This is a genomic window from Pseudomonas borbori, from assembly GCF_900115555.1.
Classification (GTDB): Bacteria; Pseudomonadota; Gammaproteobacteria; order Pseudomonadales; family Pseudomonadaceae; genus Aquipseudomonas; species Aquipseudomonas borbori.
The window spans coordinates 57,602-71,979 of record NZ_FOWX01000019.1; the positions used below are offsets into that span (position 1 = coordinate 57,602).

The following is a 14,378-nucleotide window of genomic DNA, read 5'->3' on the forward strand; positions in this document are numbered from 1 at the left end:
GGGTCAGGCCGCGAATCGCAGGCATGACCGGCGCTACGGAGCCAACAGGCAACAGCAACAGAGCCATAACAAACAACAGGGGTGCATATGCTCAATCCGCGGGACGTAAAAACCAGCGAGGACGCCAGGCGCATCGTCGAGGAGCGTGGCCTCAGTCACGTCAAGGTCGGGGTGTTCGACAACGACGGGGTGATGCGCGGCAAGTACCTGAGCCGCAGCAAGTTCCTCTCCGCCCTCGACAGCGGCTTCGCCTTCTGCGACGTGGTGCTCGGCTGGGACGTCAAGGATCAGCTCTACGACAACGCCAGCTATACCGGCTGGCACACCGGCTACCCGGACGCGCCGGTGCGCGTGCTGCCGCACACCTGTCGCGAGATTCCCTTCGAGAACGGCATGCTGCTGTTTATCTGCGAGTTTGCCGAGGCGGCGGAAACGGTTTGCCCGCGCGCCACCCTGCGGCGGGTGATCGAGCGTTGCCAGTCGATGGGCTTCGATCCCTTCGCGGCGCTCGAGTACGAATTCTTCATGTTCGATGAAACCCCCGAGTCGGCGCGGGAGAAGGGTTATCGCAACCTCAAACCGTTCACTCCCGACTGGTTCGGCTACTCGACCATCCGCAACTCGGTGCACGCCGAGCTGTACCACGAGATTCTCGAACTGGCCGAGCGCATGGACTTCCCCATCGAAGGCCTGCACACCGAGACCGGCCCCGGGGTGATCGAGGCCGCCATCGCCTATGACCATGCCGAAGCCGCGGGGGACAAGGGTGCGCTGTTCAAGACCTTCATGAAGGTGCTGGCCCAGCGCAACGGCCTGATGGCCACCTTCATGGCCAAATGGTCGGGCAAGTACCCGGGGCAGAGCGGGCATATCCACGTCTCCCTGCGCGACCGCGCCAGTGGCAAGTCGGCCTTCCACGACCCGAGCCAGGCGCACGGCATGAGCCTGATCCAGCGCCAGTTCCTCGCCGGCCAGCAGCGCCTGATGCCCGAATTCCTGTGCATGGTGGCGCCGACCCTGAACAGCTACCGCCGGCTGATCCCCGGCTTCTGGGCGCCGACCGACGCCACCTGGGGCGTGGAAAACCGTACCGCGGCGCTGCGCGTGATCCCCGGCAGCGACAAGTCGCAGCGCCTGGAATATCGCCTCGGCGCGGCGGACGGCAATCCCTACCTGACCCTCGCCGTGGCCATCGGCTCCGGCCTGTACGGCGTGATGCAGCAGTGGCAGCCGAGCGAGCCGGTGGTCGGCAACGCCTATGCGGTCAAGCACCCCGAGGAGCTGGCCTTGCCGCGCACCCTGTGGGATGCGGCGCAGCGCCTGAAAGCCTCCACCGCGGCCCGCGAGTTGTTCGGCGATCCGTTCGTCGAGCATTTCGCCGCCAGCCGCGAATGGGAGGAACGTGAATACCGGCGGCACGTCAGCGACTGGGAGCTGGATCGCTACTTCGAAATCATCTGAATGATCGGTAATCCTGTGGGCAGATCCCGTATTTATGCGCAACGCCTCGCGGAACCCCCCGAAACCCATGGCCCGGATTGCATCCGGGCCATGGGGTGAATGGAACAGTTCTCGGTAATTGCGTAGGAGCGGGCCATGCCCGCGATGCTTTTGCAGGTATGGCCTATCGCGGGCATGGGCTAGGCGCCCCCGGCTAGGCGCCCCCGCCGCTCCTACGAAACCCAAGCCCGGGCGGTGCCGTGCATCCCGGCTACGTGTCAACGGAACAGCATCCTACGGAGTGAGCAATGAGCAAACTGCAATGCATATCCCCCATCGACGGTTCGCTGTATGTTGAGCGTGACCTGGCTTCGGCCAGTGAAATAAAGGCCGCCCTGGCCAAGGCCGAGCGGGCGCAGCAGGCCTGGAAGCACACCCCGCTGGCCGAGCGCGTGGCCATCGGCCGCCAGGCCATCGCCGCCTTCGCCGCCCGGGAAGAGCAGCTCGCCGAGGAACTGTGCTGGATGATGGGGCGGCCGATCCGCTACGCCGCCGGCGAGATCCGCGGCTTCGTCGAGCGCGCCAGCCACATGGCCGATATCGCCGAGAGCGCCCTGGCCGACATCCGCTTGCCGGACAAACCCGGCTTCACCCGTTTCATCCGCCGTGAACCGCTCGGCGTGGCCCTGGTCATCGCGCCCTGGAACTATCCCTACCTGACCGCGGTGAACGCCGTGATGCCGGCGCTGCTGGCCGGCAACGCGGTGCTGCTCAAGCACTCGGCGCAGACCCCGCTGTGCGCCGAGCGCATGGTTGCGGCCTTCGCCGAGGCCGGTCTGCCCGACGGAGTGTTCCAGTACCTGCACCTCAGCCACGCCGATACCGAGCAATTGATCCAGGCCCCGGCGATCCAGCATGTGTCCTTCACCGGCTCGGTGGCGGGCGGTGCCATGGTCGAGCGGGCGGCGGCGGGGCGCTTTATCAGCGTCGGCCTGGAGCTGGGCGGCAAGGACCCAGCCTACGTGCGCGCCGACGCCGACCTCGCCCACGCGGTGGCCACCACAATCGACGGCGCCTTCTTCAACTCCGGGCAATCCTGTTGCGGCATCGAGCGTATCTACGTGCATGAGTCGCTGTTCGAGGCCTTCGTCGAACAGGCGGTGGCGCTGGTGAAACACTACAAACTGGGCCGCTCCGACGACCCGGAAACCACCCTCGGCCCGCTGGTGCGCGCCGAGGCGGCGGATTTCGTCCGCCGGCAGATCAACGAGGCCGTGGCCCAGGGCGCGGTCGCCCATATCGACCCGGCGCGCTTCGCCCTCGATCGACCCGGCTCCGCCTACCTGGCGCCCCAGGTGCTGACCGGCGTCTACCACGGCATGCGGGTGATGACCGAAGAGTCCTTCGGCCCGGTGGTCGGCATCCAGAAGGTCAAGGATGACGAGGAGGCGCTGGCGCTGATGAACGACAGCCCATTCGGCCTCACCGCCGCCATCTTCAGTAACGACGAAGCCGCCGCCCTGGCCCTGGCCGAGCGGGTCGAGGCCGGCACCGTCTTCCTCAACCGTTGCGACTACCTCGACCCGGCTCTGGCCTGGACCGGGGTGAAAAACTCCGGGCGCGGCTGCAGCCTGTCGAGCCTCGGCTACGAGCACCTGACCCGGGCTAAATCCTTCCACTTCAAGACCCAGCTGTGAGGCGCGCCATGGACCTGAATCAATACCGCATGAACTGGAACTACCCGACCTCGATCCGCGTCGGTGCCGGGCGCATCAGCGAACTGCCGCAAGCCTGCCGAGCCCTCGGCATGAGCGCGCCGCTGCTGGTCACCGACCCCGGGCTGGCGGCCCTGTCGCTGATCGACCACGCCCTGCTGCAGTGCCGCGACGATGGCCTCAAGGCCGGGCTGTTCTCGGCGATCAAGGGCAACCCCACCGGGCACAACGTGATGGACGGCGTCGCCGCCTTCAAGGCCGGCGGTCACGACGGGGTGATCGCCTTCGGCGGCGGCTCGGCGCTGGACGCCGGCAAGGCCATCGCCCTGATGGTCGGCCAGAACCGCCCGCTGTGGGACTTCGAAGACGTCGGTGACAATTGCAACCGCGTCGACGTCGCCGGCATGGCGCCGGTGGTGGCGGTGCCGACCACCGCCGGCACCGGCTCGGAAGTCGGTCGCGCCTCGGTGATCACTGACGACGCCGAGCACATCAAGCGCATCATCTTCCACCCGCGGATGCTCCCGGCCCTGGTCATCCTCGACCCGCAACTGAGCATCGGCCTGCCGCCCAAGATCACCGCCGCCACCGGCATGGACGCTCTGTCGCACAGCCTCGAAGCCTACTGCTCGCCGCTGTTCCACCCCATGGCCGAAGGCATTGCCCTGGAAGGCATGCGCCTGGTCCAGCACTACCTGCCGCGCGCGGTGGCCAAGGGCAGCGATGTCGAGGCGCGTCTGCACATGCTGGTGGCCTCGAGCATGGGCGCCACTGCCTTCCAGCGCGGCCTCGGCGCCATGCACGCCCTGGCCCATCCCCTCGGCGCCCTCTACGACGCCCACCACGGCCTGCTCAACGCGGTGCTGATGCCCTACGTGCTGCAGGCCAACCGCCCCCGCATCGAACCACAGATGGAACGCCTCGCGCGCTACCTCAACCTGGCCAAACCGGGCTTCACCGGCGTGCTCGACTGGGTGCTGCACCTGCGCAACGAAGTCGGCATCCCCCACAGCCTGGCCGAAATCGGCATCGACGACACGCGTATCGAGCAGGTCGGACAGATGGCCGAGGTCGATCCCTCGGCGGGGACCAATCCGATCGGTTTCAGTGCGAGCGAGTACAGCCAGTTGTTCGGCAAGGCCTTGCGCGGGGAGTTGTAGGGCGGGGGGACGGCTCACCAGGCGGGGCAGGGCGCTGCGCCTGAAAGTAGTCGTCGGCAGCGACTCTTTGCCGGGCGTCAGAGCAGGCGGGGCGTCGCTATTTCGCCTGCTTGGGCGGCAGGGCCTGCACGAACCTATGGCATCTATCGACCCATGCCCAAAGGTCCGCATCGCTTTCGAAACCGGGCGGATCGACAAAGACATAACCCTTCATGGGCTTGCCGGTGAAATCCATCTCGCGAACGTGCGGCAGGGATAGTGCCTGGGCGTAGCCCTCAGGCCCCACGCGTGCCATAAGCACATCGCCCAGAATCCCGACAAACATATAGTCCCGGGACATGAAGGCCAAGCCGCCAAACATCTTTCTCTCGTTGATTCCGGGATGCCCTTGAAGTGTTTCTCTCAGTCGTTCTGCCAGGCCTTCGTCGTATGGCATGAGTGGCTCCTAATGCGCATGTTCAGAGGTAATTCAGGGGTAATTCGTGGCCTGATCCCGATTCATTTGACCTCGATTCATTGCCCGATTTATTGTTAGTAGCTTTTTATATGTGGCGTCCCAAAAGTAGAAAATCCAGAGTAATCAGGATAGATAGTCGAATGCCTGTACCCAAACATCTTGTCTAGCCGTTGTCGAATGTTTTTCTTTGCTGCCGCATCAATTCTAAAGGTGTACAAGGCACCGCTATTGGCGCCCTTTCTATTTTTTGGTTCAAAAACATGTGGTCGTGCTGCAAGGCAGCATGCCGTTCTGCCTTCTTCGATTTTCCACCAGCCGTCTTTGTAGTTTGGCGATTTTGGGAATTGAAATTTCTTACGGTCTGGCCGATTGGTAGAAGGCACGCCGCCAAATAAGAAACCACCATTTTGGGCGGCTATTCGCGCATCTAAATTAGAAGGTGTCCAAGCAAATACAGAGGTTGCCCATTCTTTTGGATCCAGTGCGTCATCTCGCCCAGGTTTCCATGGGCGACTGAAGTCGTCCTCCCATTTTCGAAATTGATCGTTTTCATTAATTAATCTATCAGTTACATCAAATGCAAAAAGTCTTGCATCCTTGTCTTCATTGACTAGGGTTCCATTACTCCACTTTTCTTCTATCGCAAACCAAACGCCGACCCAAGCATTAAAAGTTATGTCGATGAGTCTTGTGGGTGACCCATAGTGCTGGAGCATGGCAAGCTGATTCAGAATCGAGAGCCTTCCGGTGTGGGATGATGAATGAAGACCCCATCGGTGCAACTCTGCAAGGATGCTTCCTTCTTCTTTGGCTAGGTCTTCTTCTACCAAAACTTTCCCTTTGGTTATATTTAATCTTCTGTATAAAGAACTATGGAGAGCCCAGTCAGCATCCACCTGTCCTCGCCAAGCAAACCTTATCTGGCTGTTCATTGCTTTATTCATTACTTGATTAATGATTTCGACTAGTTCGTCAAAAGAGCTAACTCTAACCTCAAAAGGTCTCCAGAACTCCGCAATATTCATACTCAAATCTCTAAATGCTTGGTCGTCTAACATTCGCTGCAACGATTGATTAGACGACGTGCCGATTTACCCTGAAAATTCTGATGAGCACTTGTTGCATTTGAACAACCGTCTTGATTTGTCTATTTGCTCCCCAACCTTATTCCCAACAGTGCCTCCGGCTGCAGCGCCTGTAAGAGCACCCAAAATCCCGCCAGCAAGCCCCCCGACCAACGTGCCAATCCCTGGAACGATAGAGCCAATTGCTGCACCCGCAGCGGCGCCGCCGGCCGCGCCTCCGTAACCCGCTACTGCGCCAGCACCCGCGCCAACGACGGTTCCTACGGTCTCTCCGGTACTAACGAGGACGACATAATCTGAGGTGCCACAGTGTGGGCACTTCGGTTTTTCGATGTTTGCCATATACACGCTCCGTTTAGAAGTTGGTAGAGGTTAGCGCCTAACCCCGCATTCAGCGGCTTGTCCGATGTAATGTCTTGTTAATCCCTAGGTCTGCCTCTAAAACATTATTTATAGATTTTGACAGCCCCCTCCCTCCTGGTGAAGATATGAATTTAATTTTTTTACCTTTATCAAAATTATTGACTTCCTTTAGAAGTGTCTCTGGGATTTTTGAGTCAATTATCATTATTAACTCGTCAATTTCATTATTTTCTTTGAAATAGTTTAAAATCCACTTTGCCTTAAACTTATTAGCATTTGACTTTGCTTCAATGCCAATTCTTCGGTCATTGTGACGCAGCAGGAAATCTAAGTTTTTCCCATGAGAAAGATGAAGATTATTCTTTTTGTGGGTATTGATGAAGTTTTCAAGGCTCTTTTTTACTGATGATTCAAATTTTAACTCCGACTCGAAAATATCCCTAATCTCGTTGCTAGTGGCATTTGAGTTAACGACAAACTTAAATTCTTTCCCGTCTTTGTCTTTGATTGATATTTCATTTTCTAAAGCTTTGAAAGCATTATCAATAATAAGTTTTTTAACTAGAAGTGAAATTGCTGGAATCAGCGCTCCGGCAGTAATTAGAGCAAGAAGTTCATCCATCACACTTTTTCCTTAATTGCAGTCAGTATTAGACTGATGCTATACAGGGATCCGCCTATTACCAGATGGCTGTCAAATCCTAAGGTTTTATCTGCTGGGGATTTTAAAGACATATAGCAGGACCATGTCCAGCAGAAAAGAAAAGCGAAAACAAATAGCCATAAAAAAGGCATAAAGGTGGCTTCTGCTCTTGATATCGTTATGACGTCTTCGTAGCCTGGGATAGTCTTTTGCTTGGGCTTAATCAGGGGCATCAAAAAAGACAATCCCGCAGCAGCAAGTGTCGGCCCTGCGAAACCTGTGGAGTCAACTGATAACATAGTCCGAAGACCCCATTCAAATCCGAGTAGGGTCAATGGAAATCCATATATTAGGAGCGCATACATTATTTACATTATTTCCTCTGTTATATGGCTTAACTATAAATAAACACCAACTGATGCAATAACGTTTTTACGGGCGTGACTGATAACATTCCTCGCCTTTTCCCTCTGCCCCTCTATTCCGAGGCCTCCGCTGGGTCGATGGTGGTGTAAGGGTGTTATGCACCACGATCGAGCGCTCCATCGGCTTGGCTATCCGGCTCATCACTGCACGCGACCGCAGCTCTTTGCTCATGCCCGCTTCAGGGCCAATCTGAGCACGTTTACCATCAGCCGGGGCACTGAATGTCTGCAGCTCGCTAACAGGAAGGAAAATAACCGGCGTCCAGCCTGCGGGGTGCTTCATTGCATGGGCTGAACCTACCCGAAGGTTCTGCGCCGCCACAAGTGTTTTTATGGCTAATTGCCATTCCTCCCGTACTGGGCGATGTGGCGTCGAACTCAGCGTTGGAACAAGGGGTAGGGGTTGATCGCGGTGCCTTTCCACCATTGCTTCTCGGGGCCGAGCAGGAAAATGGCGAAATGCAGGTGCGGTGCCAGCGCGTTCGCGTTGCCGGTGGCGCCGACGTAGCCGATCGGGTCGCCGCGCTTGAGCTCCTGGCCTTCCTCCAGGTCGGCGGCGTAGCTGTCTAGGTGCGCGTAGTAGTAGGCGAAGGTTCCGCTCGCATCGTATTGGTAGACGGTGAGGCCGCCGGGCACGCTGTTGAAGAGTTTCACCACCTTGCCGTCGTCGACCGCGACCACCGGCGTCTGCAGTGGCGCCATGATGTCGAGCGCCTCATGGCTGCGCTCGCTGCCGCGCTTGTCGTCGAAGGTGTCGTGCAGTTGCGCGGCGGTTATGCCGGTCACGGGAATCAGCAGCGCGCCGGGGTGCAGCGGCAAGGGCTCGATCGGCGTCGGCGTAACGGCGTTGTCCTCGGGCGCCGGGGTGGCCGCGACTGGTTCGGGCGCGGTCGGTTCAGGTGTGCTCGGATTTTCGGCCTGGGTCTCGGCTGGCGGCGCTGCGGCTGCGCTGGTGCGGGTCAGGCTGCTGGTGACTGCGCTCGCAACCGGCTCCAGTACCGTTGCGGCCAGCGGGGCAAGCGGTTCCGGCGCAGGAGGCGTGCCAGTTGCCGGCGCATCCTGCACGGGTTCGCCAGCCACGGGGGCGGACAGCGTGATGGCCTCCAGGCTCGTCGTGGCGACGTTGTTCTGCTCGTTCTGCAGGAAATAGAACAGGCTCGCGGCGCCGAGGAGGGCGCCTGCTGCCACTATCAGAATGCTCTTCATGGCGGCGTCTGCTTACTCTTGCAAAAGGGCGGGCAGCCCGGGCTTGACTGCGTGTCCCATTGCCGCGACGTTCCAGTTGGTGAGGCGGATGCAGCCGTGGGATTGGGTCTTGCCGATCTTCGATGGCTCAGGCGTGCCGTGGATGCCGTAATGCGGCTTGGACAAGGCGACCCAGGCGACGCCGACGGGGTTGTTCGGGCCGGGCGGGATGGTTGCCTTGGCGTGGGCGGGGTTGGCGTCCCAGAACAGCTGGGGGTTGTACTTGAACTCCGGATTTCGCGCCACGCCGAGGATCTTCCACTCGCCGAGTGGCAGCGGATCGCGTGCGCTACCGGTGGAGGCGGGGAACTGCGCGATGATTGCATCGGCGGCATCGAAGAGGGTGACGGTCGAGTCGGACTTGTCGACCACCACGCGTGCGGCCTTGGCCAGGGGCGCTGCCGAGGCGAGGTTGGGCACGACGATCGATTCGCCGGCGCGGCCCAGATCCTTGCCCGGATTCAGTTGTGCCAGCAGCGTGGGGCCGGTGTGGAATTTCTCGCCGAGCGCTTCCTCCGGGTTGGCATAACCCAGGGTCGCAAGCTTGGCCTTCTCCATCATGTCGGCTGGAATCTGCTGGAAGGGACCGGCAACGTCGGCCTCGGTGATGGTATAGCTCACCAGCACCGGCTCGATGTCGGCGTTGAGTGCCACCCAGGTGGCTTCGTCCATGACGCCGCTGGCGGGCAGGCCGTTGTTTTTCTGGAAGCCGCTGATGGCGATGCGGGTGTTCGAGCCGAAACTGGCGTCGACCTCGCCCGGATAGAAGCGCGCGCGATCGAGCAGGATCTGTGCGCGCAGCACCGCGACGTTGCGCTGCTTGGGGCCGACCTCGCCGCGCAGGCTGGCGTCGTTGGCGATCTCGGCGGTGAATAGCGGCGCCGCGGCGCCGTCTTCGGGGGTGAGCGGCGTGGCGGTAGCGAGTGCGAATGGCGCGGCCGCTGCCTGAAGGGCCAGCATGACGGCGCAGGTGAACATGGTTTTGCTGTTCAAGATGCGATCCTCGAGCGAACAAACAGGGCGAACTCCAGCGTGTTCGAGCAGGCTCGACACACCTTTGGCGGGTTGTAGGTCATAAGGAATCGACGTGCCATTAATGCACAGTTATGGCACTCACAGGCGGGATAATCTGGGCAAAACGCCCGCCTGCTGGTCAAACCCCTGTCATCCCCCACGCCTGGCGGCGTGAGGTGATCGAGCGAGGTGTTCACAGGGAATTTGATCGGGCCGGCGGGGAGGAGTTCCTGGCGGTCCGTTCGCGCGGCGATAGTGGCCGCGGCGCCGCCTACTCGGCCTGGGCGGCTTTCAGCGCTTCATAGGCCGGTGCGGCGTAGATGCCGATTTCCACCGCCAGTTCCAGCACCCGCGCGAGGTCGTTGCGGTAGACCAGCACGGCTTGCAGTTCGTCATCCAGCGCTTCACTGAAATCCACCAGGACATAACCGCCGGTTTCCGGCGACAGGCTGCCGAGTTGCACCTGGATGCGGTTGAGCGCCTTGAGCGGTTCGACCTTGACCAGTTGCTTGGGCTTGAGCACGAAGCTGACTTGCTGGCCGAAGGAGTCGACGATCTGCTGGAACAACTGGTCGTAGCTGTCGGCCTGGAACAGCACGGTATCCGGCAGGCTGCCGATCACCACCCACTCGCCGAGCGGGATCGGGAAGCTGTCGTCGTAGTTGATGTCCGGGTTGGCGGCGAGGAAGGCCTGCGGGTCGGCGTAGGCCTGGGCCGCCTCGTCGGCGATGCGCGCGACGTCTTCGGCCAGCATGCAGCCCGAGCTTATCTTGCTGATCAATTCTTCGAGCTGGGCTTTCATCGGTACGCTCCTGTGGGGCAGTTGAATAGTGGGCGCAAGGATAAGGGAAATGCGTGGTTTCGGCGCGCGCAATGTCATGTACAAACCTCGCAGGGTGTAGGCGCGGCGGGGGCGCCTAGCCCATGGCCGAAAAGGCCATGCCTGCCAAAGGCATCGCGGGCATGGCCCGCTCCTACACAATCCCCGTGGCCCGCATGCAATCCGGGGGCGGTATCGAGGAGCTGGGTTTGCCTGGCCATGTCGACGCGTTTGGAGGCGCCCGTAACCAGTGGGAGGGGGCGGGCGGCGATACGGGTGCGTCGAGGATTTTTCGCGGCTGAAGCCCCTCCCACGGTTGGCACGCAGTGCCCGGCGATTCGCATCGGTCACGAGTTGTTGTGGGGCGGTAGGGCGAGTGTCGCGGCGTCAGCGTAGTTGCGTTTCGGCCAGGGTACGGCTGCGCGGGATGCGGCCGACGTCCCAGTGGCTCACGGCCCAGCTCAGCAGCTCCTTGGGGCGCGCCGCGGCGAGTTCGGCGGGTACGGCCTGGCCCAGGGCGTGCAATGCGCGGACCAGCAGCGGCGCGGCCCGGTCGGCCGGTAGCGGCGGCGAGCGGTAGGATTTGCCCAGTTTGTGGCCGTCCGGCTGGATGATCAGCGGTACATGCAGGTAGCGCGGCTGGGCGAAGCCGAGCAGTTCCTGCAGATAAAGCTGGCGCGGGGTGGAGTCGAGCAGGTCGGCGCCGCGCACCACGTCGGTGACGCCCTGCCAGGCATCGTCGAGCACCACCGCCAGTTGGTAGGCGTACAGCCCGTCGCGGCGGCGAATGACGAAATCGCCGACCTCGCGGCCGAGGTGCTGGCGGTATTCGCCTTGCACCCGGTCGATAAAACCGTAGCTCAGATCCGGCACGCGCAGGCGGATCGCGGCGTTGCGGGTGGCATGCCCGGCATCGCGGCAGGTGCCGGGATAGATGCCCTGGTAGCCTTCCAGCTGCTTGCGCGAGCAGGTGCAGGCGTAGGCCAGACCCTGCTGCAGCAGGCGCTTGACCAGGGCGGCGTACTCGGCGTGGCGGTCGCTCTGGCGCACCAGTTGGCCGTCCCATTCCAGGCCGTAGCTGGCCAGGGTGCTGATGATTGCGTCCTGGGCGCCGGGGGCTTCACGCGGCGGGTCGAGGTCTTCCATGCGCAGCAGCCAGCGGCCGCCGACCGCACGGGCATCGAGATAGGAGGCCAGCGCCGCGACCAATGAGCCGAAATGCAGGTAACCACTGGGGGTGGGGGCGAAGCGGCCGATATAAGCGGGAGCGTTCATATGGGCGACTATAGAGGCTTATGCGCGGAGGTGAGAACAATCGCAGACGCGGGTCGCCACAGGGGGGCGGCCGGGATAGCACAGGAGCAGAAACAACACGGGGCGCCGCAGCGCCCCGTGGGTCAGATCAGGATCCGATCTGTTTTTCCTTGATTTCCGCCAGGGTCTTGCAATCGATGCACAAGGTGGCGGTGGGGCGGGCTTCCAGGCGGCGGATGCCGATCTCGACGCCGCAGGAGTCGCACCAGCCGTAATCGTTGTCCTCGATCAGTTGCAGCGTTTCGTCGATCTTCTTGATCAGCTTGCGCTCACGATCACGAGCACGCAGTTCCAGGCTGAACTCTTCTTCCTGGCTGGCGCGATCCGCCGGGTCGGGGAAGTTGGCCGCGTCGTCCTGCATGTGATGCACGGTCCGGTCGACTTCCTGCATCAATTCCAGCTTCCATTTGTTGAGGATGCCGGAGAAGTGGGCGCGCATCGGCTCACCCATGTACTCCTCGCCCTTGGTTTCTTGATAGGGTTCGAAGCCACGAATCAGTTGACTGCTTTTTGCTTTTGCTTTGGTGGGCATGGATGACCGCCTCTCACTCTCTCAATTCCACTGCGCAGGATGGTGTCCATTGCCGGTCAGCAACCGGCCCTGCGGCTACAAGCGGGCGAACTTACCAGAACAACTCAAGCCGCGCCACTCCCGGTTGTCGTGGTTGCTGCCGTTTCGCCCAAGCCTTGGGTAGAATCCGCGCCTCAACCTCTATTCAAGGCAGGTCCATGGCCCCGTCCTACAGTGCGCGCAGTCGCGCCATCGAACCCTTCCACGTCATGGCCTTGCTCGCTCGCGCCAACCAGTTGCAGGCCGCCGGCCACGATGTCATTCATCTGGAGATCGGCGAGCCGGACTTCACCACCGCCGCGCCTATCGTCGCCGCCGGCCAGGCCGCCCTGGCCGCCGGGCATACCCGTTACACCGCGGCGCGCGGGATACCGGCCCTGCGTGAGGCGATTGCCGGCTTCTACGCCCAGCGCTATCGACTGAGCATAGACCCTGAGCGGATTTTGATTACCCCGGGTGGCTCCGGGGCGCTGTTATTGGCCACCAGTCTGTTGGTCGACCCGGGCAAGCACTGGCTGCTGGCCGATCCGGGCTACCCGTGCAACCGGCATTTCCTGCGCCTGGTCGAAGGGGCCGCGCAGCTCGTGCCTGTCGGCGCCGAGGTGCGCTATCAACTGACTCCGGAGCTGATCGCCCGGCATTGGGACCAGGACAGCGTCGGCGCGCTGGTGGCCTCGCCGGCCAACCCGACCGGCACGCTGTTGTCCGGCGCGGAGCTGGGCGGGCTGTCCCGGGCGCTGAAAGAGCGCGGCGGCCACCTGGTGGTCGACGAGATCTATCACGGCCTGACCTATGGCGTGGAGGCCAGCAGCGTGCTGGAAGTGGACGATGAGGCCTTCGTGCTCAACAGCTTCTCCAAATACTTCGGCATGACCGGCTGGCGCCTGGGCTGGCTGGTGGCGCCGCAGGCGGCGGTGGCGGACCTGGAGAAGCTGGCGCAGAACCTCTATATCAGCGCGCCGAGCATGGCCCAGCATGCCGCGCTGGCCTGTTTCGAGGCGCCGACCCTGGAGATTCTCGAGCAGCGCCGGCACGAATTCGCCCGTCGTCGAGACTTCCTGCTGCCGGCGTTGCGCGAGCTGGGCTTCAAGATTGCCGTTGAGCCCGAAGGCGCCTTCTATCTATATGCCGACATCGGCGCCTTTGGTGGCGACGCTTTCGCCTTCTGCCAGCATTTCCTGGAGACCGAACATGTGGCCTTCACCCCGGGCCTGGATTTCGGTCGGCACCAGGCCAGCCAGCATGTGCGTTTCGCTTACACCCAGGATCTGCCGCGTCTGCAACAGGCGGTCGAGCGGATTGCCCGTGGCCTGAAAAGCTGGCGCGCCGATGCGCTTTGAACCCGCGCTGGAGCAGGGCCGGCTGCTGCGTCGCTACAAGCGCTTCCTGGCCGATATCGAAACCGCTGGCGGCGAACTGCTGACCATCCACTGCCCGAACACCGGCTCGATGCTCAACTGCATGAGCGAAGGCGCGCGGGTCTGGTTCAGCCGCTCCAATGATCCCAGGCGCAAGCTGCCGGGCACCTGGGAAATCGGCGAAACCCCGCACGGTCGCCTGGCGGTGATCAATACCGCACGGGCCAACGGCCTGGTCGAAGAGGCGCTGCGTGGCGGACTGATCAGCGAACTGGCCGGCTTCAGCGCCTTGAAGCGTGAAGTGGCCTATGGCCAGGAGCGCAGCCGCATCGATTTTCGCCTGGACTATCCGCACGGCGCCGCCTTCGTCGAGGTCAAGAGTGTGACCCTGGGCTTTGTCGACAGCCGGGTCGCGGCTTTCCCCGATGCGCGCACCGAACGCGGGGCCAAACACCTGCGCGAACTGGCGACGCTGGCGCGTGAGGGGATTCGTGCGGTGCAGCTGTACTGCGTCAATCTGACCGAGATCGATGCGGTGCGCCCGGCCGGGGAGATCGATCCGGCCTATGCTGTGGCGTTGCGCGAGGCGGTGAGCGCCGGGGTCGAGGTGTTGGCCTATGGCGCGCAGATCGGCCCAGAGGAGATCCGCCTGGTGCGCCGGCTCGAGGTGCAGCTGTAGATTCGTAAGGTGCGCCGTGCGCACCGGCGTCCGAGGCCGTGGCGTGGGTTTTTATTGGTGCGCGCAGCCTAGGCGGCCCCGCACACCCT

The 14,378-nt window shown here is 61.8% G+C and carries 14 protein-coding genes; 6 read left to right on the top strand and 8 right to left on the bottom strand.

Going from position 1 to position 14,378, the window contains the following annotated elements; genetic code table 11:
* Positions 1-87 precede the first annotated feature (87 nt).
* The 3 genes from BM315_RS14915 to BM315_RS14925 all read left to right on the top strand — a co-directional run bounded on the left by BM315_RS14915 (position 88) and on the right by BM315_RS14925 (position 4,315).
* Complete coding sequence (locus BM315_RS14915; RefSeq protein WP_090502349.1) at positions 88-1,461, top strand: glutamine synthetase family protein; 1,374 nt, start codon at positions 88-90, stop codon at positions 1,459-1,461.
* A gap of 287 nt (positions 1,462-1,748) precedes the next feature.
* Positions 1,749-3,137: an aldehyde dehydrogenase family protein gene (locus BM315_RS14920; RefSeq protein WP_090502351.1), complete on the top strand. Its 1,389-nt coding sequence runs from the start codon at positions 1,749-1,751 to the stop codon at positions 3,135-3,137.
* Positions 3,138-3,145: 8 nt separating this feature from the next.
* Positions 3,146-4,315 (top strand): iron-containing alcohol dehydrogenase, encoded by a 1,170-nt coding sequence (locus tag BM315_RS14925; protein ID WP_090502353.1) that lies wholly within the window; start codon positions 3,146-3,148, stop codon positions 4,313-4,315.
* 97 nt (positions 4,316-4,412) lie between these two features.
* Here the strand turns inward: BM315_RS14925 and BM315_RS14930 are convergent, their stop codons facing one another.
* The 6 genes from BM315_RS14930 to BM315_RS14955 form a co-directional block, all read right to left on the bottom strand.
* Complete coding sequence (locus tag BM315_RS14930; protein ID WP_090502355.1) at positions 4,413-4,751, bottom strand: TfoX/Sxy family protein; 339 nt, start codon at positions 4,749-4,751, stop codon at positions 4,413-4,415.
* A 95-nt stretch (positions 4,752-4,846) separates the two neighbouring features.
* Positions 4,847-5,797, bottom strand: coding sequence for an FRG domain-containing protein (locus tag BM315_RS14935; protein ID WP_170862228.1), 951 nt, complete (start codon positions 5,795-5,797; stop codon positions 4,847-4,849).
* Between the two features lie 451 nt (positions 5,798-6,248).
* Positions 6,249-6,842, bottom strand: a complete 594-nt coding sequence (locus tag BM315_RS24325) for a hypothetical protein (protein ID WP_141123952.1) — start codon at positions 6,840-6,842, stop codon at positions 6,249-6,251.
* 824 nt (positions 6,843-7,666) lie between these two features.
* Positions 7,667-8,494, bottom strand: a complete 828-nt coding sequence (locus BM315_RS14945; protein ID WP_090502361.1) for a M23 family metallopeptidase — start codon at positions 8,492-8,494, stop codon at positions 7,667-7,669.
* A 12-nt stretch (positions 8,495-8,506) separates the two neighbouring features.
* The gene (locus BM315_RS14950) at positions 8,507-9,526 is read right to left on the bottom strand and encodes a L,D-transpeptidase family protein (protein WP_212632963.1); all 1,020 of its coding nucleotides are present in this window, start codon (positions 9,524-9,526) and stop codon (positions 8,507-8,509) included.
* A 292-nt stretch (positions 9,527-9,818) separates the two neighbouring features.
* Positions 9,819-10,349 carry a hypothetical protein gene (locus tag BM315_RS14955; RefSeq protein WP_090502363.1) on the bottom strand — a complete coding sequence of 177 codons (531 nt, stop codon included), beginning with the start codon at positions 10,347-10,349 and terminating at the stop codon, positions 9,819-9,821.
* Positions 10,350-10,471: 122 nt separating this feature from the next.
* Between BM315_RS14955 and BM315_RS14960 the strand changes: the two genes are divergently transcribed.
* The gene (locus BM315_RS14960; RefSeq protein WP_090502365.1) at positions 10,472-10,669 is read left to right on the top strand and encodes a hypothetical protein; all 198 of its coding nucleotides are present in this window, start codon (positions 10,472-10,474) and stop codon (positions 10,667-10,669) included.
* An 85-nt stretch (positions 10,670-10,754) separates the two neighbouring features.
* Here the strand turns inward: BM315_RS14960 and gluQRS are convergent, their stop codons facing one another.
* Together gluQRS and dksA are read right to left on the bottom strand one after the other, a co-directional pair.
* The gene (gene gluQRS / locus BM315_RS14965) at positions 10,755-11,642 is read right to left on the bottom strand and encodes a tRNA glutamyl-Q(34) synthetase GluQRS (RefSeq protein WP_090502366.1); all 888 of its coding nucleotides are present in this window, start codon (positions 11,640-11,642) and stop codon (positions 10,755-10,757) included.
* 127 nt (positions 11,643-11,769) lie between these two features.
* Positions 11,770-12,213, bottom strand: a complete 444-nt coding sequence (dksA, locus tag BM315_RS14970) for an RNA polymerase-binding protein DksA (RefSeq protein WP_090502368.1) — start codon at positions 12,211-12,213, stop codon at positions 11,770-11,772.
* A 197-nt stretch (positions 12,214-12,410) separates the two neighbouring features.
* Between dksA and BM315_RS14975 the strand changes: the two genes are divergently transcribed.
* On the top strand, positions 12,411-13,592 hold the full coding sequence (locus BM315_RS14975; protein WP_090502370.1) for a pyridoxal phosphate-dependent aminotransferase: 1,182 nt from the start codon (positions 12,411-12,413) through the stop codon (positions 13,590-13,592).
* On the top strand, positions 13,582-14,289 hold the full coding sequence (gene sfsA / locus BM315_RS14980; RefSeq protein WP_090502372.1) for a DNA/RNA nuclease SfsA: 708 nt from the start codon (positions 13,582-13,584) through the stop codon (positions 14,287-14,289). Before BM315_RS14975 ends, sfsA begins: the two co-directional genes overlap by 11 nt.
* The last annotated feature ends 89 nt before the right edge of the window (positions 14,290-14,378 follow it).